The organism is Mesorhizobium sp. M0243 (assembly GCF_040321775.1).
Taxonomy (GTDB): domain Bacteria; phylum Pseudomonadota; class Alphaproteobacteria; order Rhizobiales; family Rhizobiaceae; genus Mesorhizobium.
This window is the reverse complement of sequence record NZ_JAMYSF010000002.1, coordinates 53301-74582: the sequence shown is the minus strand read 5'-3', so window position 1 is coordinate 74582 and position 21282 is coordinate 53301. Positions and strand designations below refer to the sequence as shown.

Annotated in this window: 23 protein-coding genes and 1 pseudogene; 18 read left to right on the top strand and 6 right to left on the bottom strand. The window is 62.4% G+C overall.

Annotated elements, in window-relative coordinates; translation table 11 throughout:
* Positions 1-66 precede the first annotated feature (66 nt).
* Genes NKJ11_RS02415 through NKJ11_RS02405 form a run of 3 tightly spaced genes read left to right on the top strand, consistent with a single transcriptional unit; the run spans position 67 to position 2293 of the window.
* Entirely contained in the window at positions 67-294 is a 228-nt protein-coding gene (locus NKJ11_RS02415; protein WP_352792645.1) for a hypothetical protein, read from the top strand.
* Entirely contained in the window at positions 291-1055 is a 765-nt protein-coding gene (locus NKJ11_RS02410; RefSeq protein WP_352792643.1) for a TlyA family RNA methyltransferase, read from the top strand. The genes NKJ11_RS02415 and NKJ11_RS02410 overlap by 4 nt, the downstream gene beginning before the upstream one ends.
* Complete coding sequence (locus NKJ11_RS02405) at positions 1052-2293, top strand: class I SAM-dependent RNA methyltransferase (protein WP_352792642.1); 1242 nt, start codon at positions 1052-1054, stop codon at positions 2291-2293. The genes NKJ11_RS02410 and NKJ11_RS02405 overlap by 4 nt, the downstream gene beginning before the upstream one ends.
* Before the next feature lie 197 nt (positions 2294-2490).
* On the opposite strand, the gene tldD is transcribed toward NKJ11_RS02405, so the two are convergent.
* Positions 2491-3903, bottom strand: a complete 1413-nt coding sequence (gene tldD, locus NKJ11_RS02400) for a metalloprotease TldD (RefSeq protein WP_352550838.1) — start codon at positions 3901-3903, stop codon at positions 2491-2493.
* Positions 3904-4060: 157 nt separating this feature from the next.
* A complete protein-coding gene (locus tag NKJ11_RS02395) occupies positions 4061-4615 on the bottom strand; it encodes an invasion associated locus B family protein (RefSeq protein WP_023808613.1) in 555 nt (184 codons plus the stop codon).
* Between the two features lie 376 nt (positions 4616-4991).
* Between NKJ11_RS02395 and coxB the strand changes: the two genes are divergently transcribed.
* From coxB to NKJ11_RS02325, 14 genes and pseudogenes are all read left to right on the top strand, one after another.
* The gene (gene coxB / locus NKJ11_RS02390; protein ID WP_127257085.1) at positions 4992-5891 is read left to right on the top strand and encodes a cytochrome c oxidase subunit II; all 900 of its coding nucleotides are present in this window, start codon (positions 4992-4994) and stop codon (positions 5889-5891) included.
* Positions 5892-5929: 38 nt separating this feature from the next.
* On the top strand, positions 5930-7582 hold the full coding sequence (ctaD, locus tag NKJ11_RS02385) for a cytochrome c oxidase subunit I (protein WP_023808611.1): 1653 nt from the start codon (positions 5930-5932) through the stop codon (positions 7580-7582).
* 75 nt (positions 7583-7657) lie between these two features.
* On the top strand, positions 7658-8602 hold the full coding sequence (locus NKJ11_RS02380) for a heme o synthase (RefSeq protein ID WP_023808610.1): 945 nt from the start codon (positions 7658-7660) through the stop codon (positions 8600-8602).
* Positions 8599-8763, top strand: a complete 165-nt coding sequence (locus NKJ11_RS02375; protein WP_024503613.1) for a cytochrome c oxidase system small membrane protein — start codon at positions 8599-8601, stop codon at positions 8761-8763. Before NKJ11_RS02380 ends, NKJ11_RS02375 begins: the two co-directional genes overlap by 4 nt.
* The gene (locus NKJ11_RS02370; RefSeq protein ID WP_023808609.1) at positions 8763-9395 is read left to right on the top strand and encodes a cytochrome c oxidase assembly protein; all 633 of its coding nucleotides are present in this window, start codon (positions 8763-8765) and stop codon (positions 9393-9395) included. The genes NKJ11_RS02375 and NKJ11_RS02370 overlap by 1 nt, the downstream gene beginning before the upstream one ends.
* A 1-nt stretch (position 9396) precedes the next feature.
* Positions 9397-10278, top strand: coding sequence for a cytochrome c oxidase subunit 3 (locus tag NKJ11_RS02365; protein ID WP_023808608.1), 882 nt, complete (start codon positions 9397-9399; stop codon positions 10276-10278).
* A gap of 92 nt (positions 10279-10370) precedes the next feature.
* Positions 10371-10862, top strand: coding sequence for a L,D-transpeptidase family protein (locus NKJ11_RS02360; RefSeq protein WP_352609450.1), 492 nt, complete (start codon positions 10371-10373; stop codon positions 10860-10862).
* A 21-nt stretch (positions 10863-10883) separates the two neighbouring features.
* On the top strand, positions 10884-11270 hold the full coding sequence (locus tag NKJ11_RS02355; protein ID WP_352609452.1) for a DUF983 domain-containing protein: 387 nt from the start codon (positions 10884-10886) through the stop codon (positions 11268-11270).
* Positions 11267-12022 (top strand): SURF1 family protein, encoded by a 756-nt coding sequence (locus NKJ11_RS02350; RefSeq protein WP_023808605.1) that lies wholly within the window; start codon positions 11267-11269, stop codon positions 12020-12022. Before NKJ11_RS02355 ends, NKJ11_RS02350 begins: the two co-directional genes overlap by 4 nt.
* Before the next feature lie 71 nt (positions 12023-12093).
* Complete coding sequence (gene ispH / locus NKJ11_RS02345; RefSeq protein ID WP_023808604.1) at positions 12094-13104, top strand: 4-hydroxy-3-methylbut-2-enyl diphosphate reductase; 1011 nt, start codon at positions 12094-12096, stop codon at positions 13102-13104.
* Positions 13105-13109: 5 nt separating this feature from the next.
* Positions 13110-14072 carry a homoserine kinase gene (locus NKJ11_RS02340; protein WP_352628644.1) on the top strand — a complete coding sequence of 321 codons (963 nt, stop codon included), beginning with the start codon at positions 13110-13112 and terminating at the stop codon, positions 14070-14072.
* A gap of 10 nt (positions 14073-14082) precedes the next feature.
* Positions 14083-14613, top strand: a complete 531-nt coding sequence (gene rnhA / locus NKJ11_RS02335) for a ribonuclease HI (RefSeq protein WP_023808602.1) — start codon at positions 14083-14085, stop codon at positions 14611-14613.
* Between the two features lie 176 nt (positions 14614-14789).
* Positions 14790-15071, top strand: a complete 282-nt coding sequence (locus NKJ11_RS02330) for a ribbon-helix-helix domain-containing protein (RefSeq protein WP_127290846.1) — start codon at positions 14790-14792, stop codon at positions 15069-15071.
* Positions 15061-15371 (top strand): annotated as a pseudogene (locus NKJ11_RS02325) (type II toxin-antitoxin system RelE/ParE family toxin). Before NKJ11_RS02330 ends, NKJ11_RS02325 begins: the two are co-directional and overlap by 11 nt.
* A gap of 8 nt (positions 15372-15379) precedes the next feature.
* Here NKJ11_RS02325 and NKJ11_RS02320 read toward each other — a convergent pair.
* From NKJ11_RS02320 to NKJ11_RS02310, 3 genes are all read right to left on the bottom strand, one after another.
* A complete protein-coding gene (locus NKJ11_RS02320; protein ID WP_352792641.1) occupies positions 15380-15856 on the bottom strand; it encodes a DUF2938 domain-containing protein in 477 nt (158 codons plus the stop codon).
* Between the two features lie 91 nt (positions 15857-15947).
* Positions 15948-16424, bottom strand: a complete 477-nt coding sequence (locus tag NKJ11_RS02315; RefSeq protein ID WP_023808596.1) for a peroxiredoxin — start codon at positions 16422-16424, stop codon at positions 15948-15950.
* An 84-nt stretch (positions 16425-16508) separates the two neighbouring features.
* Positions 16509-17315, bottom strand: coding sequence for a protein-disulfide reductase DsbD domain-containing protein (locus NKJ11_RS02310; RefSeq protein WP_352792639.1), 807 nt, complete (start codon positions 17313-17315; stop codon positions 16509-16511).
* A gap of 170 nt (positions 17316-17485) precedes the next feature.
* On the opposite strand from NKJ11_RS02310, the gene NKJ11_RS02305 reads away from it, so the two are divergent.
* Positions 17486-18094, top strand: a complete 609-nt coding sequence (locus NKJ11_RS02305; protein ID WP_023808594.1) for a YqgE/AlgH family protein — start codon at positions 17486-17488, stop codon at positions 18092-18094.
* A gap of 298 nt (positions 18095-18392) precedes the next feature.
* Here the strand turns inward: NKJ11_RS02305 and NKJ11_RS02300 are convergent, their stop codons facing one another.
* Complete coding sequence (locus NKJ11_RS02300) at positions 18393-21281, bottom strand: EAL domain-containing protein (protein WP_128302499.1); 2889 nt, start codon at positions 21279-21281, stop codon at positions 18393-18395.
* Position 21282 lies beyond the last annotated feature (1 nt).

The window sequence follows — 21282 nt, the reverse complement described above, 5'->3', positions numbered from 1 at the left end:
TTCCGGTCGTCGCGGTCATAACATTGAAGTCCTCAAGCAAATGCGATGAAAATTGGTTAAGAAATCATGAGGCTTGTGTTTGGTATTTATCCGCAGGCGGCGAGGCCCCATGCTTCGGCGGTCATCCGTCTCAACGGGCGTAACGCATGGATATTCATAAGGATGGTCGGCGGGGCGGAACGCCTCACCATCGTCACGGTGCAAGATGCTGGGTGTGACGATGGAACGGGAGACGAAATGCTTCCATCTGGCGCTCTTGCCATCGTCGTCGGCTTTCGCCATGAAGGCCGATGAATTCGCCTTTGCCAGCCAGCGCACGCCAGCGGCTCGACGACCTGCTCGTCCAGCGCGGGCTGTTTGCCAGCCGCTCACGTGCCCGCGACGCGGTCGAGCGCGGCACGGTGACCGTTGACGGCGTCATAGCGCGCAAGCCCGGCCAGAGCGTTTTGCCGCAATGCCACGTTACCATCGATGATCCGGCGCAAGGCTATGTGTCGCGCGCGGCACTCAAGCTGATCGGTGGGCTCGATCATTTCGGCCTTGACCCTGCCGGCCGCGAAGCGCTCGACATCGGCGCCTCGACCGGCGGCTTCACCCAGGTGTTGCTCGAGCGCGGTGTGGCCCATGTCACCGCCGTCGATGTCGGTCATGGCCAGATGCATCCTGATATCGGCGGCGACCCGCGTGTGACGGTGATCGAAGGGCTGAACGCCCGCCACCTCGCCCTCGCCGATCTCAGCGGGCGTATTCCGGATTTCATCGTGTCCGACGTCAGCTTCATCTCGCTGAAACTGGCGCTGCCGCCGGCGCTGGGTCTGGCGAAGGCTGGCGCCAAGGCCGTGTTTCTGGTCAAGCCGCAATTCGAGGCGGGCCGTGATGCGATCGGCAAGGGTGGTCTGTTGAAAGATCCCTACGACGCCTCCCGTGTCGCCGGCCTGCTGCAGGATTGGCTGGACTCCGTTCCCGGCTGGCGCTCGCTGGGGCTGCATTTGTCGCCGATCGAGGGCGGCGACGGCAATCGCGAATTCCTGCTCGGTGGGATCAAGGACCGATGAGCGCGCGCTTCAGCATCAGGAAACTTGGCGCTCAGGGTGACGGTATCGCCGAAACCGAGACAGGCGATCTGTTCATTCCCTTCACACTGCCCGGTGAAACGGTCACCGCCGCGCGCGAAAGGGATCGCGCCATGCTGATGGCGGTGCTGGAAGCATCGCCGCTGCGCATCAATCCCGCCTGCCGCCATTTTACCGAATGCGGCGGTTGCGCGCTCCAGCATTTCGAAGCCGAAGCCTATCACCAGTGGAAACGCGAAAAGGTGGTGCACGCCTTGAAGGGCAAGGGCATCGATTGCGAGATCGGCGAACTGGTCGCCTGCGCGCCGCAGACGCGGCGCCGTGTCGTGCTTGCCGCCCGGCGCACCGATACAGGCATGCTGCTCGGCTTCCATCGCCATCTGTCGCCAGAGATCATCGCCATATCGGAATGCCCGATCTCGCTGCCTGAGATCGTTGCCGCGCTCGATCGCTTGAAGGCGCTCGCCGAATTGGTCTGCGCCACCACCAAGTCGTTCCGCATGACGGTCACCGTGACCGGTTCGGGGCTCGATGTCGCGGTTCACGAATCCGGCAAGCTCGGCGAGCACCAGCGCCGTATCGCGGCCAATTTCGTCATGGCGCAGGACTTTGCCAGGCTATCCATCGATGACGAAATCATCATCGAGCCGAGGAAGCCGGTCGTCATGTTCGGCAGCGTCGCTGTCGCCTTGCCCCCGGGCGCGTTCCTGCAGGCAACCGAGGCCGCCGAACAGGCGATGGCCGATATCGTCGGCGGGCATCTGAAGCGTGCCAAGAAGGTGGCGGATCTTTTCGCCGGTTGCGGCAGTTTTGCTCTGCGCCTGGCCGCGAAGTCTGAAGTCCATGCGGTGGAGGGTGATGCGGCAGCCCTTTCGGCGCTCGACCGGGGATCACGCTTCGCCACTGGCCTGAAGCGGGTGACGGGCGAACGCCGCGACCTGTTCCGCCGGCCGCTGACGTTCAAGGAGTTGAATGCGTTCGACGGTCTGGTGTTCGATCCGCCACGCGCCGGCGCCGAGGACCAGTCGAAGCAGATCGCCCGCTCGGATGTTCCCTACGTTGCGGCGGTGTCCTGCAATCCGGTGACGCTCGCGCGGGATTTGCGCATCCTGCTCGACGGTGGCTACACCTTGAAAAGCGTCACCCCGATCGACCAGTTCCTGTGGTCGCCGCATGTCGAGGCAGTGGCGCTGCTGGAGAAGCCGAAGAAGAGGCGGTAGATCATTCGCTGGTTTGGCGACGCCGTGCTTCCGCGAGCACGCCCGTTTTCATTTGTCTCAATGTTTTCGACTTGCCTCTGTTGGGCAGCGACCCGAACACATCCTCGGGTCGCGTTGGGGGAAAGACCGGAGCAGGCCGTGTGACCTGATCGTCGGTTGAACTGGAGGCAACGGATTTTTCTCCAGTGGCCATCGCATCAGACCCGCGTGCCGCCGACCGTCATCTGATTCATGCGCAGATGCGGCTGGCCGACGCCGACGGGCACGCCCTGTCCGGCCTTGCCGCACATGCCGATGCCGGTGTCGAGCTTCATGTCGTTGCCGATCATCGACACGCGGTGCATGGCGTCCGGGCCGTTGCCGATCAGCATCGCGCCCTTGATCGGCTGCGTCACCTTGCCGTTCTCGATCATGTAGGCCTCGGTGCAGCCGAACACGAATTTGCCCGAGGTGATGTCGACCTGGCCTCCACCGAAGGAGACGGCATAGATGCCGGTCTTGACCGAGGCGATGATTTCGTCCGGCTCCATGTCGCCTGATGTCATATAGGTGTTGGTCATGCGCGGCATCGGCTGGTGTGCGTAGCCTTCGCGGCGGCCGTTGCCGGTTGCTTTCATCCCCATCAGCCGGGCGTTCTGGCGATCCTGCATGTAGCCGACCAGCTTGCCGTCTTCGATCAGCACATTGCGGGCCGAAGGCGTGCCTTCGTCGTCGACGGTCAGCGAGCCGCGCCGCTCGGGCATCGTGCCGTCGTCGACGACGGTCACCCCCTTGGCGGCGACCTGCTGGCCTAGCAGGCCGGCGAAGGCCGAGGTCTTCTTGCGGTTGAAATCGCCTTCCAGCCCATGGCCGACGGCCTCGTGCAGCATGACGCCCGGCCAGCCGCTGGACAAGACGATGTCGAAAGTGCCGGCCGGGGCCGGTATGGCCTCGAGATTGACCAGAGCTTGCCTGAGCGCCTCCTTGGCGGCGTGCTTCCAGCTGTCCTCGACCAGGAATTCGCCAAACGCCTTGCGGCCACCCATGCCGTAGGAGCCGCTCTCCTGGCGGTCACCATCGCCGACCACGACGGAGACGTTGATGCGGACCAGCGGGCGGATGTCGCGCACCATTTGGCCATCAGCGCGCACGATCTCGACATGCTGCCAGGATGCGGCGAGCGATGCCGAAACCTGCCGCACGCGCGGATCCTCGGCGCGCAGCCAGGCATCGATTTCCTGCAAGAGCTTTGCCTTGGCCTCGAAGGAAGGCGAGGGGATCGGGTTCTCTTCGCCATAGAGATGGCGGTTGGTGCGGGCGGGTGCGGCGGCAAGCGTCCCGGAATAACCGCCCTTGACGGTTGAAACGGCATCGGCCGCGCGCAGCAGCGAAGCTTCGGAGAGGTCGCTGGAATGGGCATAGCCGCTGGCTTCGCCGGCAACCGCACGCAGGCCAAAACCCTGGTCGGTGTTGAAGTTGGCGGTCTTCAGCCGGCCGTTGTCGAACATCAACGCTTCGCTCTCGCTATATTCGAGGAACAGCTCGCCGTCATCGGCGCCGTTGATGGTCTCAGCGACGATCTGCTTGATGCGATCGTCTGAAATGTCGAATTGGCCGATCAGGCTGTTCATGGCGCGTCCGTTCACAGGAGGAATGGGTCTTTGCCACGATGTAGGCGCGAAGGTGCGCCGAGACAATCGTTCTGCCGCATTGTGAAGACAAAAGCGGTTTGCCAGCAGCCCGCCGATGTCACTTCTGGTTGATGAAGTCGGTGATGTCGCCGGGCTGTCAGGGGAGCGCGGCGAAGCCGTCGGCAAAACCCTTGAGGTCGACCGGGATGCCGATGCCTTCTTCCGGGGTCTGGAAGACGATGAAGGTGGCCGACGTGCCGGTCTTCAGCGTGTCGAGAAGCGGCTTTTCGAGAATGACCTCGGCATAGCAGCCGTCCTGGAAGCAGCGCACGAAATAGGCGCGGCCGATATCCTTGCCGTCGACATTGAGGCCGAGCCCGTTGGGCAAAAGCACGCCGAGCGGCGCCAGCACGCGCAGGATCTCCGCCTTGTTGTCGGCGGTGCGCAGCACCACGACCGACAGTCCCATCTCGGGACGGTCCTCGGCGACGACGTTCTGCATCATCACGCATTGTTCCGAGGTGGCGCCGGCCGGTGTGTCGCAGATGATCGACCATGCGCCATGCGTCGAGCGCACGGTGCCGCTCGGCTGCGCGGCGTTGGCCGTGCCGGACACGATCGCGGACAAGCCGATGCCAGACAGGGCGGCGAGAAAGATGACCTTCGCCCAGTTTCTCGAAAACCGAGAGTTTCTCGAAAGCCAGTAATTCATGACGGCTCCATTGCGAATCACGGCACTTTAAGCCGCGCCAAAGCCAAGTAAAGGACGAGACCGCACCAGGTCTGCCCCGAAAAAGCCAATAGGGCGCTTTTCCCTGCCAATTTCGCCCGAATTGCGACGTTCGGCACGTGCGGCCCGCGGGAATGCTGCTGCGGGCTCACTGTAGGCGATTCGGTGCTGCCGCGGCTGCCGCCAAAGGCACATCCGGGCTTGCGCGCAAAAATGCCGCACGGTTTCGTCCGCTCCTTTCTTGCGGAGGGAAAAAGAGTATGGTTTGAACCAGCTTGAAACTGTCGGGATTCCCGTCCCGGCATTGTTCGTTATTCTCGTGGGTACCGCAGCGAGGAACTGGGAGACGATGAGGGCGATGAGAAATTTCCTGGCAAACGCCAAGGTTCCAGCAAGTGCCAAGTTTCTAAGTGCTTGTGCCGCTATCACGTTTTTCGCCGGCGCATCCGCCCATGCCGACCAGCCCAAGAACTGGGAGACAACCTTCCAGGCGCCGGCGACCGACATGATGCGGCAGATCGAGTGGTTCGGGAACTACACAATGTGGTTCATCGTCCCGATCACCATCCTGGTGCTGCTTCTTCTAGCCTATTGCATCGTCAGATTCCGTGCGAGCGCGAACCCGGTTCCGTCCAAGACCAGCCACAACACGCTGATCGAGGTGATCTGGACTGTCGGTCCGGTCGTCATCCTGCTTTGCCTGGCAATTCCCTCGTTCCAGTTGCTGACCGCGCAATATACGCCGCCGGAAGAAGCAAAGCTGACCGTCAAGGCGACCGGCAACCAGTGGAACTGGGACTACGAGTACCAGACCGAAAACACGCTCTCCTTCAACTCCGCGATCCTCCAGGACGGTGATCGGGCCGGCGCCGGCAAGGAGGACCGCAAGGTCTATCCGCGCCTGCTGGCCGTCGACAACGAACTGGTGGTGCCGGTCAACACCATGACCCGCGTGCTCGTCACCGCGACCGACGTGATCCACTCCTTTGCCATGCCGTCGTTCGGCATCAAGATCGATGCCATTCCGGGCCGCACCAACGAGACCTGGTTCAAGGCGGAGAAGGAAGGTATTTTTTACGGCCAGTGCTCGCAGCTCTGCGGCAAGGATCATGCCTTCATGCCGATCGCCATCCGCGTCGTCTCCGACGCGCAGTTCAAGACCTGGCTGGCGGCAGCCAAGACCGATCTGCCCGGCGCCAACAAGACGCTGATGGCCGAGGTCGACGGCCAGAACAAGGTAGCGGCCGCCGGCAACTGATGCCGCGGGTTAGCAAGATTTAGGGAACGGAGCGGAACATGGCAGACGCTGCAGCTCACGACGGGCACGACCACAAGCCTTATCACGGCTGGGTCCGCTGGGTTTATTCGACCAATCACAAGGACATCGGCACGCTCTACCTGATCTTCGCGATCATGGCCGGCATCATCGGCGGTGCCTTGTCGGTCGCCATCCGCATGGAGCTGCAGGAGCCTGGCATCCAGATCTTCAGCGGCCTGGCGCAGATGGTCTATGGCATGAACGGTGACGCCGCGATCGACGGCGGCAAGAGCATGTACAATGCCTTCGCCACCGCGCACGCCCTGATCATGATCTTCTTCATGGTCATGCCGGCGCTGATCGGCGGTTTCGCCAACTGGATGGTCCCGATCATGATCGGCGCGCCCGACATGGCGTTCCCGCGCATGAACAACATCTCCTTCTGGCTGTTGCCGCCGGCCTTCATCCTGCTGCTCACCTCGATGTTCGTGCCGAGCGCGCCGGGCGCCTTTGGCGTCGGTGGCGGCTGGACGCTCTATCCGCCGCTTTCGACCTCGGGCCAGCCCGGGCCGGCCATGGATCTGGCGATCCTGTCGATCCACATTGCCGGTGCGTCGTCGATCCTCGGCGCCATCAACTTCATCACCACCATCTTCAACATGCGCGCGCCTGGCATGACGCTGCACAAGATGCCGCTGTTTGCCTGGTCGGTGCTGATCACCGCCTTCCTGCTCCTGCTGTCGTTGCCGGTTCTGGCCGGCGGCATCACCATGTTGCTCACCGATCGCAATTTCGGCACCACCTTCTTTGCGCCGGATGGCGGCGGCGACCCGATCCTCTTCCAGCACCTGTTCTGGTTCTTCGGTCACCCTGAAGTGTACATCCTGATCCTGCCGGGCTTCGGCATCATCAGTCACGTCATCTCGACCTTCTCGAGGAAGCCGGTGTTCGGCTATCTCGGCATGGCCTATGCCATGGTGGCGATCGGCGCCGTCGGCTTCATCGTGTGGGCGCACCACATGTACACGACCGGCCTGTCGCTCGACACGCAGCGCTATTTCGTCTTCGCCACCATGGTCATCGCGGTGCCGACAGGCGTGAAGATTTTCTCCTGGATCGCGACGATGTGGGGCGGGTCGATTTCGTTCAAGACGCCGATGCTGTGGGCGCTGGGCTTCATCTTCCTGTTCACCATCGGCGGCGTCACCGGCGTCCAGCTGGCCAATGCCGGCCTCGACCGCTCGCTGCATGACACCTATTTCGTCATTGCCCACTTCCACTACGTGCTGTCACTGGGCGCGGTGTTCGCCATCTTCGCCGGCTGGTACTACTGGTTCCCGAAGATGACCGGCTACATGTATTCGCCCGTCATCGCCAACACCCACTTCTGGGTCACCTTCGTCGGCGTGAACCTGATCTTCTTCCCGCAGCACTTCCTCGGTCTCGCCGGCATGCCGCGCCGCACCATCGACTACCCCGATGCGTTTGCCGGCTGGAATTATGTGTCGTCCATCGGCTCGTATATCTCGGCCATCGGCGTCCTGATCTTCCTCTATGGCGTGTTCGAGGCCTTCCAGAAGAAGCGGATCGCCGGCGCCAACCCATGGGGCGAGGGCGCAACGACGCTCGAATGGCAGCTGCCTTCGCCGCCGCCCTTCCACCAGTGGGAACAGCTGCCGAAAATCAAGTAAGGCGGCTGCCCGCTCGAATACGAAACCGCCGGTCCGCCGGCGGTTTTGGCCAACGGATGATGGACTTAAGTACGCATGGCCCTTGTCGACGACCCATTGATTGACGAAGCGGGCTTTCGCATGTCGGAAGCGACGGCGGGCGATTTCTTCGCGCTGCTGAAGCCGCGCGTCATGTCGCTGGTGGTGTTCACCGCCTTTGTCGGCCTTGTCGCCGCACCCGTGACCATCAACCCTCTGCTGGCGGTGATCGCCATCCTGGCTATTGCAATAGGTGCTGGTGCCTCCGGCGCGCTCAACATGTGGTACGATGCCGACATCGATGCCGTGATGACCAGGACCGCCACCCGCCCGGTCCCGGCCGGTCGCATCCAGCCGCACGAAGCGCTGACCTTCGGGCTGGTGCTGTCGGTGCTGTCGGTGATGACGCTCGGCGTACTGGTCAACTGGCTGGCGGCGACGCTGCTTGCCTTCACCATCTTTTTCTACGCCGTCGTCTACACGATGTGGCTGAAGCGCTGGACGCCGCAGAACATCGTCATCGGCGGCGCCGCCGGCGCCATTCCGCCTGTGATCGGCTGGGCCGCGGTGACCGGGACAGTCAGCCTCGAAAGCATTGTCCTGTTCCTGATCATCTTCCTGTGGACGCCGCCGCATTTCTGGGCGCTGGCGCTGTTCAAGTCCGAGGACTATGCCAAGGCCGGCATTCCGATGATGCCCAACGTCGCCGGCCACGCTTCGACCCGCCGCCAGATCTTCGCCTATGCGCTGGTGCTGGCCCCGGTCGGCGTGCTGCCGTGGCTGCTTGGCTACACCACGCCGTTCTATGGCGTGGCCGCCCTGCTTCTGGGAGTCGGTTTTGTCTGGTACGCGTGGAAAGTGCTTGGCATGGCCGACGATGACGGCGTCATGAAACCGGCCAAGGCCCTGTTCGCCTATTCGCTGCTTTACCTCTTCGCCATCTTCGCTGCCTATCTGGCCGACAGCGTTGTCGAACGCGCGCTTGCCATGGGTGGAGCATGACCATGATCGAGGAAAAGCTCGAGACCGTCACGTTGACCGAGCGTCAGAAGAAGGCGCAGCGCAGCCGTTCTATCGCCATCGGTGTGGCGCTGGCGCTGCTGGTGGTCATTTTCTACATCGCGACGATCGTGAAGTTCGGCCACAATCTGGGCACGATGTGATGAGCGTCGAGACCTCAAAAAAAACGGCTGGCAAGAACGGCAACGTCATCGTCGCGGCTGTCTGCCTCGCCTTTTTCACCGGCATGATCGGCATGGCCTATGCCGCGGTGCCGCTTTACAAAATGTTTTGCCAGGCCACCGGCTATGGCGGCACGACGCAACGTGCCGAGAAGCAGTATGCCGGCCGCGTGCTCGACCGCGAGATCACTGTCCGCTTCGATGCCAACATCGCTGGCGTGCCGTGGGAGTTCCAGCCGGTCCAGCGCTCGATGACGATGAAGATCGGCGAGACCGTGCAGGCGCACTATCAGGCGACCAACAAGTTCGATCGTCCCGTGACCGGCCGCGCTACCTTCAACGTGCAGCCTGAACTGGCAGGTCCCTATTTCAACAAGGTCGAGTGCTTCTGCTTCACCGACACGACGCTGAAGCCCGGGGAGACGCTGGACATGCCGGTGCTGTTCTACGTGGACCCCGACATCGTCAATGTGCCGGAGCTCAAGGACGTGAAGACGATCACTCTGTCCTACACGATGTTCCCGGTCGAGAAGACCAAGCCGGTCGCCTCCTCGGAGCCGGCCGAGGGCAACAGCAAGACAATTTCGAATACCGAAGCAAATCTCGGGGGTTGATATGGCAGACGCGCACGCAAAACCACAGCATGACTATCATCTCGTCGACCCGAGCCCGTGGCCTTTCCTGGGATCGGTAGGCGCACTTGTCACCGCCTTTGGCGGCGTCTGCCTGATGGAGTACCTGAAGGGCGGCTCGTTCCCGATCTTCGGCTTCAACATCGCCAATCCATGGCTGTTCTTCATCGGCCTCGTGATCATCCTCTACACCATGTTCGCCTGGTGGTCGGACACCATTAAGGAAGCGCATGAGGGCCATCACACGCGTGTCGTGTCGCTGCATCTGCGCTACGGCATGATCATGTTCATCGCCTCTGAGGTGATGTTCTTCGTTGCCTGGTTCTGGGCCTATTTCGATGCCAGCCTGTTTCCGAGCGAAGCCCAGCAATATGCCCGCACCGCGTTTACCGGCGGTGTCTGGCCGCCGAAGGGCATGGAAGTTCTCGATCCTTTCCATTTGCCGCTCTACAACACCGTCATCCTGCTGCTGTCCGGCACCACGGTGACCTGGGCGCACCATTCGCTCATCCATGGCGATCGCAAAGGCCTGATCAATGGCCTGGTGCTGACTGTTGGCCTCGGCATGCTGTTCACCATGGTGCAGGCCTACGAGTACATGCATGCTCCGTTCGCCTTCAAGGATTCCATCTATGGCGCCACCTTTTTCATGGCGACCGGCTTCCACGGTTTCCACGTCATCATCGGCACCATCTTCCTGTTGGTCTGCCTGATCCGGGCGATGAAGGGTGATTTCACCCCCAAGCAGCATTTCGGCTTCGAGGCGGCCGCCTGGTACTGGCACTTCGTCGACGTGGTCTGGCTTTTCCTGTTCGCCTCGATCTACGTCTGGGGATCGGTCGGCGCGGTGATCGAGGGCCACTGATCCTGGCCTGAGGAATTTCCGTTTCGAGAAGGCGGCCGCGGCAACGTGGCCGCCTTCTTCTTTTTGGCGCAATGATCGCTGATCGATAGCCAATGCGGCTGACAATTTTCCGGGCCATTTGCGCATTGATGATCGCGGCACTCCCGGCCTTTGCCGGCGAGAAGGTGGATTTGGTGCGTGTCCACAAAGCCGAACGCCGGCTGGAACTGATCGGCGACGGCAAGATCCTGCGCAGCTACGGCATCGCACTCGGCGGCGATCCTGTCGGGCATAAGCACCAGGAGGGCGATCAACGCACGCCCGAGGGGAACTATGTCCTCGACTGGCGCAACCCGAACAGCATCGCGCACAGATCGATCCATATTTCGTACCCCAACACCGACGATCTGGCGGCCGCCAAGGCGCGCAATGTCGACGCGGGCGGCATGATCATGATCCACGGCCAGCCAAACGGTTATGGCTGGTGGGGCTGGCTGCTTCAATTGGTCGACTGGACCGACGGCTGCATTGCGGTTACGGACTCCGATATGGACGAAATCTGGGCGATGGTGGCCGATGGCACACCGATCGAGATCGAGCGGTAGGCAATGAGCGACGACGCTCCCATGAGTGAAGACAGGGCGATCTGGCCGCCGATCGATCCGATCTCGGCCGGCCTGCATGGCCGCTGCCCGCGTTGCGGCGAGGGGCGGTTGTTCTCCGGCTTCCTCACCGTCGGCAAGCGATGCGTCAATTGCGGCCTCGATTATTCCTACGCTGATGCCGGCGACGGGCCGGCGGTGTTCGTGATCCTGATCATCGGCTTTATCATCGTCGGCCTGGCGCTCTGGGTAGAAGTCACGCTCAGCCCGCCGCTCTGGCTGCATCTGCTGGTCTGGATTCCGTTGGCTATCGTGCTGTGCTTGACGACGCTGCGGCTGATCAAGGGCGTGCTGCTGACGCTGCAATACCGCAACAAAGCGGCCGAGGGCCGGCTGGATCGCGGCGAATGAGCGAGGCTTCCGTTAAAACTGACGGTCGTTCGCGACCGCGATCGGCATTGCTGCTCGGCCTTGGCCTTATGCTGTTCCTGATCCTGCTGGTGCTCGGCACCTGGCAAGTGCAGCGCCTGTATTGGAAGGAAGGCCTTCTGCAGACCATCGACCAGCGTACCCATTCGGCGCCCTTGCCGTTGGTTGCGGTCGAGAAAGAGTTCGCCGCCACCGGGGATGTCGACTATACGCCGGTTACCGTCACCGGCACGTTCCTGCATCAAGGCGAACGCCATTTCTACGCAACCTGGGAAGGTGACGCCGGCTTCAATGTCTACACGCCGCTGGCGCTCGACGACGGCCGCTTCGTCCTGATCAATCGCGGCTTCGTGCCTTACGATCTGAAGGACGCCGCCAAGCGCGCCAAGGGACAGGTGACTGGCAGAGTGACCGTGACCGGGCTGGCCCGCAACCCGCTGCCGGCGAAGCCGTCGATGATGCTGCCCGACAACGACGTGGCGAAGAACATCTTCTACTGGAAGGACCGCGACGTGATGGCTGCGAGCGCCGGTCTGCCGGCGGGCGCCGCGCTGGTGCCGATCTTCATCGACGCAGACAAGACGCCAAACCCGGGCGGCTTGCCGGTTGGCGGCGTCACCATCATCGACCTCCCGAACAGCCATCTGCAATATGCAATGACTTGGTACGGGCTTGCCGCGGCGCTCGCAGCCGTGCTCATCCTGCGGCTTCGCCGTCCCGCGAAAGACGAATGAACGCGGCTGATGCCCTTGACAGGGCAGGGGTGCGCACCTCATTTCGGCTTTGATCAACCGGCCCGGATTTAATGCTTCAGACAACCACCAAACCACCTCTGACGATCCGGCTCTGCCAGCCGCGCGGTTTCTGCGCCGGTGTCGACCGTGCCATCCAGATCGTCGTGCTGGCGCTGAAGAAATATGGCGCGCCGGTCTATGTCCGCCATGAGATCGTGCACAACCGCTACGTCGTCGAGGGGCTGCAAAGCCTTGGCGCCGTCTTCATCGAGGAACTCTCCGAGATACCGGCCGAACATCGGCAGTCGCCCGTCGTGTTCTCGGCGCATGGCGTGCCGAAATCGGTGCCGGCGGATGCGAAGGCGCGCAATCTCTTCTATCTCGATGCCACCTGCCCGCTGGTGTCGAAGGTCCACAAGCAAGCGATGCGCCATCAGCGGCTCGGCCGTCATGTGCTGTTGATTGGTCACGCCGGACATCCCGAGGTGATCGGCACCATGGGCCAGCTGCCGGACGGAGCGGTGACGCTGATCGAAACCGAAGCCGATGCCGCAAAGCTCTCGCCCGCCGATCCGCAGGCGCTCGGCTTCGTTACCCAGACCACATTGTCGGTCGAGGACACCGCCGGCATCATCCGCGCCTTGCAGGATCGCTTTCCGGCGCTGCAGGCACCGGCGGCGGAATCGATCTGCTATGCCACCACCAACCGCCAGGAAGCCGTCAAGGACACCGCGCCGGGCGCCGATCTCTATCTGATCGTCGGCGCGCCGAATTCCTCCAATTCGCGACGACTTGTCGAAGTCGCGGAGCGTGCAGGCGCCACCATGTCGCTTCTCGTGCAGCGCGCCGCCGAGATTCCGTGGAATGACATCGGCAACATCTCGACGCTCGGCCTGTCGGCCGGCGCGTCGGCGCCCGAAATCATTGTCGACGAGATCATCGACGCGTTCCGGCAGCGCTTCGATGTCACGATCGATCTGGCCATCACGGCCACGGAAACGGAGGATTTTCCGGTCATGCGGGTATTGCGCGATGTCGAACTGACGCGGGCCGACATGGCCTTCGTCAATGGAGCCGCGTAAGCCACATGGCGGTCTACACCGACGTTGCGGAAGGCGAACTCGGCGCATTCCTGAAAAACTATCCGGTCGGCGATCTCCTGTCCTACAAGGGCATCGCCGAAGGTACCGAGAACTCGAACTTTCTGCTGCACACCTCCAGCGGCTCCTACATCCTGACGCTCTACGAGAAGCGCGTCGAGAAGGCGGATTTGCCGTTTTTCCTAGGGCTAATGGGCCATCTCGCCAACAAGGGCGTGTCCTGCCCGCTGCCGGTGACCGCGCATGACGGCAGCGTCATCGGCACGCTCGCCGGCCGGCCGGCGGTCATCATCACCTTCCTGGAAGGGCTTTCGTTGCGGCGGCCCACAGCAACGCATTGCGCCGAGGTCGGCAAGGCGCTGGCGCAATTGCATCTGGCCGGCGCCGATTTTTCGATGACGCGTCCGAATGCCCTGGCCATCGACGGCTGGCGCAAGCTCTGGGATGCAGCGCGCGATCGCGCAGACGAGGTCGAGCCGGGTCTGGCCGCCGAGGTCGATGCCGACTTTGCCGATTTCGAGCGCAACTGGCCCAAAGACCTGCCGCAAGGCATCATCCATGCCGATCTTTTCCCCGACAACGTTTTCTTCCTCGGCGAAAAACTGTCCGGCCTGATCGATTTCTATTTCGCCTGCGACGACCTCTACGCCTACGATGTCGCCACCTGTCTCAACGCCTGGTGCTTCGAGAAGGATTTTTCCTTCAATCTCACCAAGGGCAAGGCGCTGCTCGCCGGCTACCAGAGCCTCCGGCCCCTGAGCGACCAGGAAAAGGCTGCGCTGCCGATGCTGGCGCGCGGTTCGGCGTTGCGCTTCATGCTGACCCGGCTGTACGACTGGTTGACCGTTCCCGATGGCGGGCTGGTGATGAAACGCGATCCGACCGAATACATCAGAAGGATGCGGTTCCACCGGGCGATCAAATCGTCTTCGGAATATGGATTGGCCTGATATGAGTATCATGAGCAAACAGGTTGAGATCTTCACCGACGGCGCCTGTTCGGGCAATCCCGGCCCCGGCGGCTGGGGCGCGATCCTGCGCTTCAACGGCACCACCAAGGAGCTTTCCGGCGGCGAAGCCGAGACGACCAACAACCGCATGGAACTGTTGGCCGCCATTTCGGCGCTGAACGCGCTGAAGGAACCGTGCACGGTCGACCTTCACACCGACAGCAAGTATGTCATGGACGGTATTTCCAAGTGGATCCACGGCTGGAAGAAGAACGGCTGGAAGACCGCCGACAAGAAGCCTGTGAAGAACGGTGAACTCTGGCAGGCGCTCGACGAGGCCAACAAGCGCCACAAGGTCACCTGGAACTGGGTCAAGGGCCATGACGGTCATGTCGAGAACGAGCGCGCCGACGAGCTTGCGCGTGAAGGCATGGCACCGTTCAAGAAAGGTCCGTTCAAGCCTGCAGCCGCGCCAAAGCCTGCTGCGCCGGCCAAACAACCGGCAATCGCGAAAGTGCGGCGCTCGACCCAGAGCTATTGAATTTCCGGAGCGGCGCGGCTAGGCGCGCATCGCGTTATCAACGGTTGACGGCCGACGACAGGCTGCCTTGACCAGCGTCCAGCGGACGTAAGGCCTTTGGTGGCGTCGCAGTTGCTCCAGAATACGGAGGGAGTAATATTTCCTACCATAGAGCAAAATGCGATAAGGAAACGGGCGTGGCAAACGTAGAAAAAATGAGCGTGGCTGTGACCCCGCAACAAGCAGCTGTGATGCGTGAGGCTGTCGAGGCGGGCGAGTATGCCACCGCAAGCGAGATTGTGCGTGAAGCGGTGCGGGATTGGCTGGCCAAGCGTGAACTTCGGCACGACGATATCCGCCGGCTAAGGCACCTGTGGGATGAAGGCAAGGCAAGTGGGAGGCCGGAGCCTGTGGATTTCGACGCGTTGCGAAAGGAAGCTCGGCGAAGGCTGGCGGAAGCCTCGCGGAATGACCGTTAGGCTGGTCTGGTCACCCGCGGCCAAGGCGGACCTCATCGACGTCTACGTGATGATAGGCAGCGAAAACATACGAGCGGCCGATCGCTATTATGATCAACTAGAAGCGCGGGCCTTGCAGCTGGCAGACCATCCGCGCATGGGTGTTAGGCACCCGATATCAGGTCTTCCGTACGGATGCTGGTGGAGGCGCCGTTTGTACTGCTCTACGAAACGATTCCGGACACGGATGATGGCCCTGTTGAGTGGGTTGAAATCGTCCGTGTGGTGGACGGCCGGCGGGATCTGAACCGTTTATTCTAGCGAGCTGTTTATCGGATCAGCAGCGCTGTACCCCAAAGCCCGAGCGCGAACACCGTATGCGACACCAGGTTCAGCGCACGGATCAGCATCGGGTTGGGCCGCGTCGAGGCGGCCCAACCGGCGCCCATGCCGGGTGCCAGTAGGAACCAGCCGGCGCCGACGGTGACGATGCCGAGGATGAAGGCCGGCAGGAATGTCGGCGCGGCAAGCCAGCCCGCTCCGGCCAACACCACCAGGATGATGCCGTAGACGATGCCGACAAAATAGTGAAAGGCCCAGCCCAGCGCCGTTTCATGCGCGTAGGGCGCTGCACCGCCGATATCATCGTGAAAGACCTTGTCGCGGAGATGCCAGACCCAGCGACCGACCGGCCCCCAGTTCGGCCGTGGCTGCCCGAACGCCTTGTGCAGGAAGATGGCCCAGAGATCCATCGCCACCGTAGCGCCGATGCCGATCGCGATAGCACGCCAGAACATGTCAAACATCGAGGTCCCCCCAAAGGCAATCCCTGGAATACAAGGGCGATCGTCGGGCGGCGGCAACCGTTGCGGTCCAGCCCGACGTTGTCGCTGAAGTTCAGAGCTGCCCCAGAATATGAGCCGCACCGGACTCGTCGACACCGGGCTTGGTCTCGACATTGAGCGCGGTGACCTTGCCGTCGTCGATGATCATTGAGAAGCGCCTCGAGCGCAGGCCCATATCGTTGCTGATGTAATCGAGGCCCACCGCCTTGGCGAAATCGCCACTGCCGTCGGCGAGGAACAGGATCTTGCCCTCTCCGCCGGTGAAGTGCGCCCAGGCACCCATGACATGGACGTCATTGACCGAAACGACGGCGATGGTGTCGACGCCGCGCGCCAGGATGGCATCGTGGTTCTCGAGATAGCCCGGCAAATGGTTGTTGCTGCAGGTAGGTGTGAAGGCGCCGGGAACCCCAAACAGCACGACCTTCTTGCCCGAGAAAATCTCGGCCCCGGTGATCGGCTTGGCGCCATCGGCGGTCATCGTCTTGAAGGTCACGTCAGGCAGCTTGTCGCCAACGGAAATGGTCATGGATTCCTCGCTTGGGAAAATGGGAAGGACGTGTCTTTGCGTAGCGAACTCAACGGCTTCCTGCAATCGTTGGGACAGGCTGGATCAAGGGAAAGGCAGAATCCCTGCGACCGCGCCCGCCGCACTCGTCAGCGTATAGTGAAGCCCGCCATCGGTCGGCGTCGTCGAGGGGCGATCGAGGATCGGCACGGTGAAAATCAGCTTGCCGTCCTTTTCGCTGCGGGCCGGGGTGCCGAACATGTAGTCCCGCTCGCCGGCAACGAAGAAATCCGCCGCCGCCGGATCGCCGGGAAAGCTCGCCTCGACAATCAGCGTCTCGTGGTCGCCCGGCAGCACATTGATGCCGAAATCGAACCTCGCGGGCGTCGGCAGCGCCGTAAAACTCGCCTTCACCAGCGCCGCGTCCTCGACATTGTCCGGATCGGAGGCGGGGTCGACGGTCAGCCGCGTCTGCACCGGAATGCAGATCGTTTCGCAGATGCCGAGAAAGATGTCGGCATCGATCACCGCCGGCTGGTTCGGCGTCGCCAGCGTGAATGTCACCGGCAGAGAAACCGGATAGTTGTAGCCTGCCCATTTGCCATAGCCGTCGTCATGGCGCTGCGGCGCCGGAAACGACAGAGTGGCGTCGGCGATGTTGGTGCTGGCTGAAATGTCGAGTTGCGGCGGCACGCCCGCGTCGCCCGGATCGCGCCAATATGTCTTCCAGCCAGGCTTGAGCGCAATATCGAGAACGCCTTGGATACGGCCGGCATCGTCGGCTTTGCCTGATGTAACCAGCCGAACCTTGCCGCCTTCACTGTTGTACCACGCCGACGAAGAGGCGGCGGCGGGAAGAGCGGTTGCCGATCCGATGGCGGCTCCGAGCAGCAGGATTTTCAAGCTTCGCATGGCGGTGATTTGATCGTCCGTTCGTGGCCGCGCAATGATTTCATGGCCTTGCCGGTATCATATTTGCGTGACTTCGAGGGAGAAGAATGTTCGAGCCGCCGCAACAGGCTTTGGTCGAATCCAGCACGGCGCATCTTTTCGGCGCTTTGGAAACGCGTTACGCTCCCTTCATGGACTTGTTGCGCCACAAGAAGACGGTCGCCAGTCGCGGCTTTCTCGACGATCAGTTCCTGATTGCCATGCCCGGCATGAAGGACGACCGTTTCACGCGCTCGGTCATCTATGTCTGCGCACACTCCGATGAAGGCGCCATGGGCCTGATCATCAACCAGACGCAGCAGATGCTGTTTCCGGACCTGCTCGTGCAACTGGGCATCATGAACGAGCAGGAGGCGATCCGCTTGCCGGCTCAGGCCCGCGATTTCGTCGTGCGCAATGGCGGCCCCGTGGACCGCAGCCGGGGCTTCGTCCTGCATTCGGGAGACTATCGGGTGGAATCGTCGCTGACCGTTTCCGACGACATCTGCCTGACGGCGACCGTCGACATATTGCGCGCAATATCGTCCGGCCGCGGGCCTCGTCATGCGCTGATGGCGCTCGGCTATTCCGGCTGGGGCGCCGGCCAATTGGAGACCGAGATCGCCGAAAATGGCTGGCTGACCTGTCCGGCCAATGCCGAGCTTCTGTTCGACACCGACATCGAGCGCAAATACGACCGGATCCTCGCCTCGATCGGTATCGACCTTGCGCATCTCAGCTTGGCGGCCGGACACGCGTAATCGCGAACAGTCATGCGCAACATTCGCGGCTAGCCGAAGCCGCCTACACCTTCGTCATCCTAGGGCGAAGCAGGAGCGAAGCTCCGTCGCGGAGACCCTGGGATCCATTCCGTGACCTATGTCGAAGGATGCAGCGGCGAAGAAATCTGAACCGTTTTCAACGCTTTAACCTCACGGCATGGATCCTAGGGTCTGCGCCGCGTCGCTGCGCTCCTTGCTTCGCCCTAGGATGACGAAGCGATAGGCGTCTCGGCCAATCGCAGAGGTCCGCGCCTGGGCGACGCGCGCCTGAATCCCATCACGCTTGCGTCAGCGGATACTGTTCCTTCAGCGTCTTCAGCACCTGGTCGCCCGGCATTGGTGCGCCGAACATGAAGCTCTGGACATATTCGCAGCCCATCTGGCGCAGTTCCAGCGCGTCGCTCTCGTCCGAAATGCCCTCGGCGACGACGGACAGGCCGAGTTCATGCGCCATGTTGACCATCGATTTCAGCAGCACCGCGCGCTTGGGCGTGTTGTCGTCGACGAAGCTCTTGTCGATCTTGATGGTGTCGAAGGGGAAACGCGTCAGATAGGCCAATGAGGAATAGCCGGTGCCGAAATCATCCAGCGACAGGCCGATGCCGAGCTGCTTCAGCTTGGTCAGCACATGGGCGGTCTGCTCGGGATTGTCCATCACAAGCGATTCGGTGAGCTCCAGCCGGAAGCAGCGCGGCTTCAGATTGGCCCGAGCGATGACCGAGCGGACGTCGCTGACCAGGTCACGGCGGATCAGCTGGCGGCTGGACAAATTGACCGAGACCGACAGCGGCGCGTCACCGATCTGTTTTTGCCAGCTGGCGAGATCTTCCGCCGCCTGCTGCATGGCAAACAGGCCGAGCTGCACGATAAGCCCGCAGCTTTCGGCGACCGGGATGAAATCCGCCGGCGGGATCATGCCGCGGCGCGGGTGGTCCCAGCGCAGCAGCGCCTCGAAGCCGGCGACACTGCCGTCCTCAAGCCGCACGATCGGCTGGTAGGCAAGCGTGAATTCCCGCCGCTCGATGGCGCGGCGCAGGTCGGATTCGAACTGCAGCCTGTCGGTGCCGACAGTGCGGAAGGCCGGACGGAACGGCTCGATCCTGTCGCCGCCGAAGCGCTTGGCCTGGTGCATGGCAAGCTCGGCATCCTTGACCATGTCCTCGGCCGACATCTGCGGCGAATTCCAGGTGATCAGTCCGATCGACGCGGTCAGCACGATCTCGCGCTTGGCAAAGGTGATCGGGTTGTTGATGGCATGCTTGATGGCATCCGCCACGGCGGCGATGCGGGCCGGGTCCTGTTCGGACAATAGCATCAGCGCGAACTGATCGCCGGCAAAGCGCGACAGCGAATCCTTCGGCTTGAGCAGCCGGTGCAGGCGACGCGCGATGGTCAAGAGGATGGTGTCGCCGGCCGAGATGCCGAGGCCGTCATTGACCTGCTTGAAACGGTCGATGTCGATGACGAAGACGGTTGGCCGCACCTTTTCTTCGGTGCGCGCGATCGAGATGATCGCTTCCAGCCGATTCATCAAAAGTTCGCGGTTCGGCAGACCGGTCAGATTGTCGTGAACGGCGTCGTGCAGCAGCCTTTCCTCGGACTTTTTCTGCTCGGTCACGTCGACCATGGTACCGACGCAGCGGATAACCTCGCCGTCGGATCCGATGACCGGGCGCGCGCGCAGCGAAAACCAGTGATAGTGGCCGTCGGCGCCGCGCAGGCGAAAATTCTGCGATACCCGGCCGCGCCGGTGTTCGAGCACGACGTCGAGCGTGGTGCGGAACGTGTCGCGGTCGTCGGCATGCAGCACCGGGAGCCAGTTGCGGGCCGCGCCGCCAAGGCTGTTCGGCGCCAGTCCGAGCTGGATGCTGACATCGGGCTTGGTGACGACGCGGTCGCGCAGCACGTCCCAATCCCATACCGTGTCGCCCGAACCGGCGACCGCCAGCGCCTGCCGCTCGAGGTCGGAGAACAGGCCCTGATGCAGCGCGCCGCCGGCAAAAGCATGCTGCATGACGGTGAAGCCGATCAGAAGGATGATCAGGATCAGCCCGCCGCCCAGGGCCGGCTGGGCAATGTCGTTGTCGAGCATGCCGGTGATCGCCATCCACGATCCGCATAGCCACAACAGCACCATGACCCAACTGGGCACCAGCATGATGGCACGGTCGTAGCCGCGTATGCCGAGGAAGATGATCAGGCCAAGCCCGGTCAGTGCGGTGGCGGCGAAGGACAGCCTGGCAATGCCGGCGGCGACCGCCGGATCGACGATGGCGACGCCGGCGATCAGCACCAGTCCGAGGATCCAGACCAGCGCGCCATAACTGAAATGGCCGTGCCATCGGTTGAGGTTGAGATAGGCGAACAGGAACACCACGAAGGTTCCCGCCAGCGCCACCTCCGTTCCCGCTCGCCACATCTGCTCGTTGCCGGGCGATATCTCGATGATCTTGTTGAGGAAGCCGAAATCGACGCAGATATAGGCCAGCACCGCCCAGGCAAGTGCCGCGGTTGCCGGGAACATCGAGGTTCCCTTGACCACGAAAAGGATGGTCAGGAACAGCGCCAGCAGGCCTGCAATGCCGATGACGATGCCGCGAAACAGCGTGTAGGAATTGACCGAGTCCTTGTAGGATTCCGGATCCCAGAGGTAGACCTGCGGCAGCTTCGGCGAGGCCAGTTCGGCGATGAAGGTAATCACCGTGCCGGGGTTCAGCGTCACCCGGAAAACGTCGGCGTCGGGGCTGGTCTGGCGATCGAGCGCGAAGCCTTCGCTGGGCGTGATGGCGGCGATGCGGGTCGAGCCGAGATCCGGCCAGAAGATGCCGGAATTCACCAGGCGGAAATGCGGTGCGACGATCAGCCGGTCGAGTTGCTGGTCGGTGGTGTTGGCGAGCGCGAAAACAGCCCAGTCGCCGGTGGAACGGGCATCATTGGCCTCGACCTCGATGCGCCGCACGATACCGTCCGGACCCGGCGCGGTCGACACCTGGAAATTCTCGCCCTGGTTGCGGTAGATCTCGACGGCGCCGGAAAGGTCGAGCGCGACGTCGTCGCGGGCAATCTTGATCGGTTCGACGGCAAAGGCCGACGATGCCGCGCACAGCGTCAGGAGTGTCGCGAGGACAAAGGCGAACAGCGACCCGTTGCGCAGGAAATTCGTCAAA

What these genes read in the sequence shown, in the direction of transcription:
- NKJ11_RS02415 (WP_352792645.1), top strand. Translation starts at nt 67, where the DNA reads ATGAGGCTTGTGTTTGGTATTTATCCGCAGGCGGCGAGGCCCCATGCT.
- NKJ11_RS02410 (WP_352792643.1), top strand. Translation starts at nt 291, where the DNA reads ATGAATTCGCCTTTGCCAGCCAGCGCACGCCAGCGGCTCGACGACCTG.
- NKJ11_RS02405 (WP_352792642.1), top strand. Translation starts at nt 1,052, where the DNA reads ATGAGCGCGCGCTTCAGCATCAGGAAACTTGGCGCTCAGGGTGACGGT.
- tldD (WP_352550838.1), bottom strand. Translation starts at nt 3,903, where the DNA reads ATGAACAGCCTGATCGGCCAATTCGACATTTCAGACGATCGCATCAAG.
- NKJ11_RS02395 (WP_023808613.1), bottom strand. Translation starts at nt 4,615, where the DNA reads ATGAATTACTGGCTTTCGAGAAACTCTCGGTTTTCGAGAAACTGGGCG.
- coxB (WP_127257085.1), top strand. Translation starts at nt 4,992, where the DNA reads ATGAGAAATTTCCTGGCAAACGCCAAGGTTCCAGCAAGTGCCAAGTTT.
- ctaD (WP_023808611.1), top strand. Translation starts at nt 5,930, where the DNA reads ATGGCAGACGCTGCAGCTCACGACGGGCACGACCACAAGCCTTATCAC.
- NKJ11_RS02380 (WP_023808610.1), top strand. Translation starts at nt 7,658, where the DNA reads ATGGCCCTTGTCGACGACCCATTGATTGACGAAGCGGGCTTTCGCATG.
- NKJ11_RS02375 (WP_024503613.1), top strand. Translation starts at nt 8,599, where the DNA reads ATGACCATGATCGAGGAAAAGCTCGAGACCGTCACGTTGACCGAGCGT.
- NKJ11_RS02370 (WP_023808609.1), top strand. Translation starts at nt 8,763, where the DNA reads ATGAGCGTCGAGACCTCAAAAAAAACGGCTGGCAAGAACGGCAACGTC.
- NKJ11_RS02365 (WP_023808608.1), top strand. Translation starts at nt 9,397, where the DNA reads ATGGCAGACGCGCACGCAAAACCACAGCATGACTATCATCTCGTCGAC.
- NKJ11_RS02360 (WP_352609450.1), top strand. Translation starts at nt 10,371, where the DNA reads ATGCGGCTGACAATTTTCCGGGCCATTTGCGCATTGATGATCGCGGCA.
- NKJ11_RS02355 (WP_352609452.1), top strand. Translation starts at nt 10,884, where the DNA reads ATGAGTGAAGACAGGGCGATCTGGCCGCCGATCGATCCGATCTCGGCC.
- NKJ11_RS02350 (WP_023808605.1), top strand. Translation starts at nt 11,267, where the DNA reads ATGAGCGAGGCTTCCGTTAAAACTGACGGTCGTTCGCGACCGCGATCG.
- ispH (WP_023808604.1), top strand. Translation starts at nt 12,094, where the DNA reads ATGCTTCAGACAACCACCAAACCACCTCTGACGATCCGGCTCTGCCAG.
- NKJ11_RS02340 (WP_352628644.1), top strand. Translation starts at nt 13,110, where the DNA reads ATGGCGGTCTACACCGACGTTGCGGAAGGCGAACTCGGCGCATTCCTG.
- rnhA (WP_023808602.1), top strand. Translation starts at nt 14,083, where the DNA reads ATGAGCAAACAGGTTGAGATCTTCACCGACGGCGCCTGTTCGGGCAAT.
- NKJ11_RS02320 (WP_352792641.1), bottom strand. Translation starts at nt 15,856, where the DNA reads ATGTTTGACATGTTCTGGCGTGCTATCGCGATCGGCATCGGCGCTACG.
- NKJ11_RS02315 (WP_023808596.1), bottom strand. Translation starts at nt 16,424, where the DNA reads ATGACCATTTCCGTTGGCGACAAGCTGCCTGACGTGACCTTCAAGACG.
- NKJ11_RS02310 (WP_352792639.1), bottom strand. Translation starts at nt 17,315, where the DNA reads ATGCGAAGCTTGAAAATCCTGCTGCTCGGAGCCGCCATCGGATCGGCA.
- NKJ11_RS02305 (WP_023808594.1), top strand. Translation starts at nt 17,486, where the DNA reads ATGGACTTGTTGCGCCACAAGAAGACGGTCGCCAGTCGCGGCTTTCTC.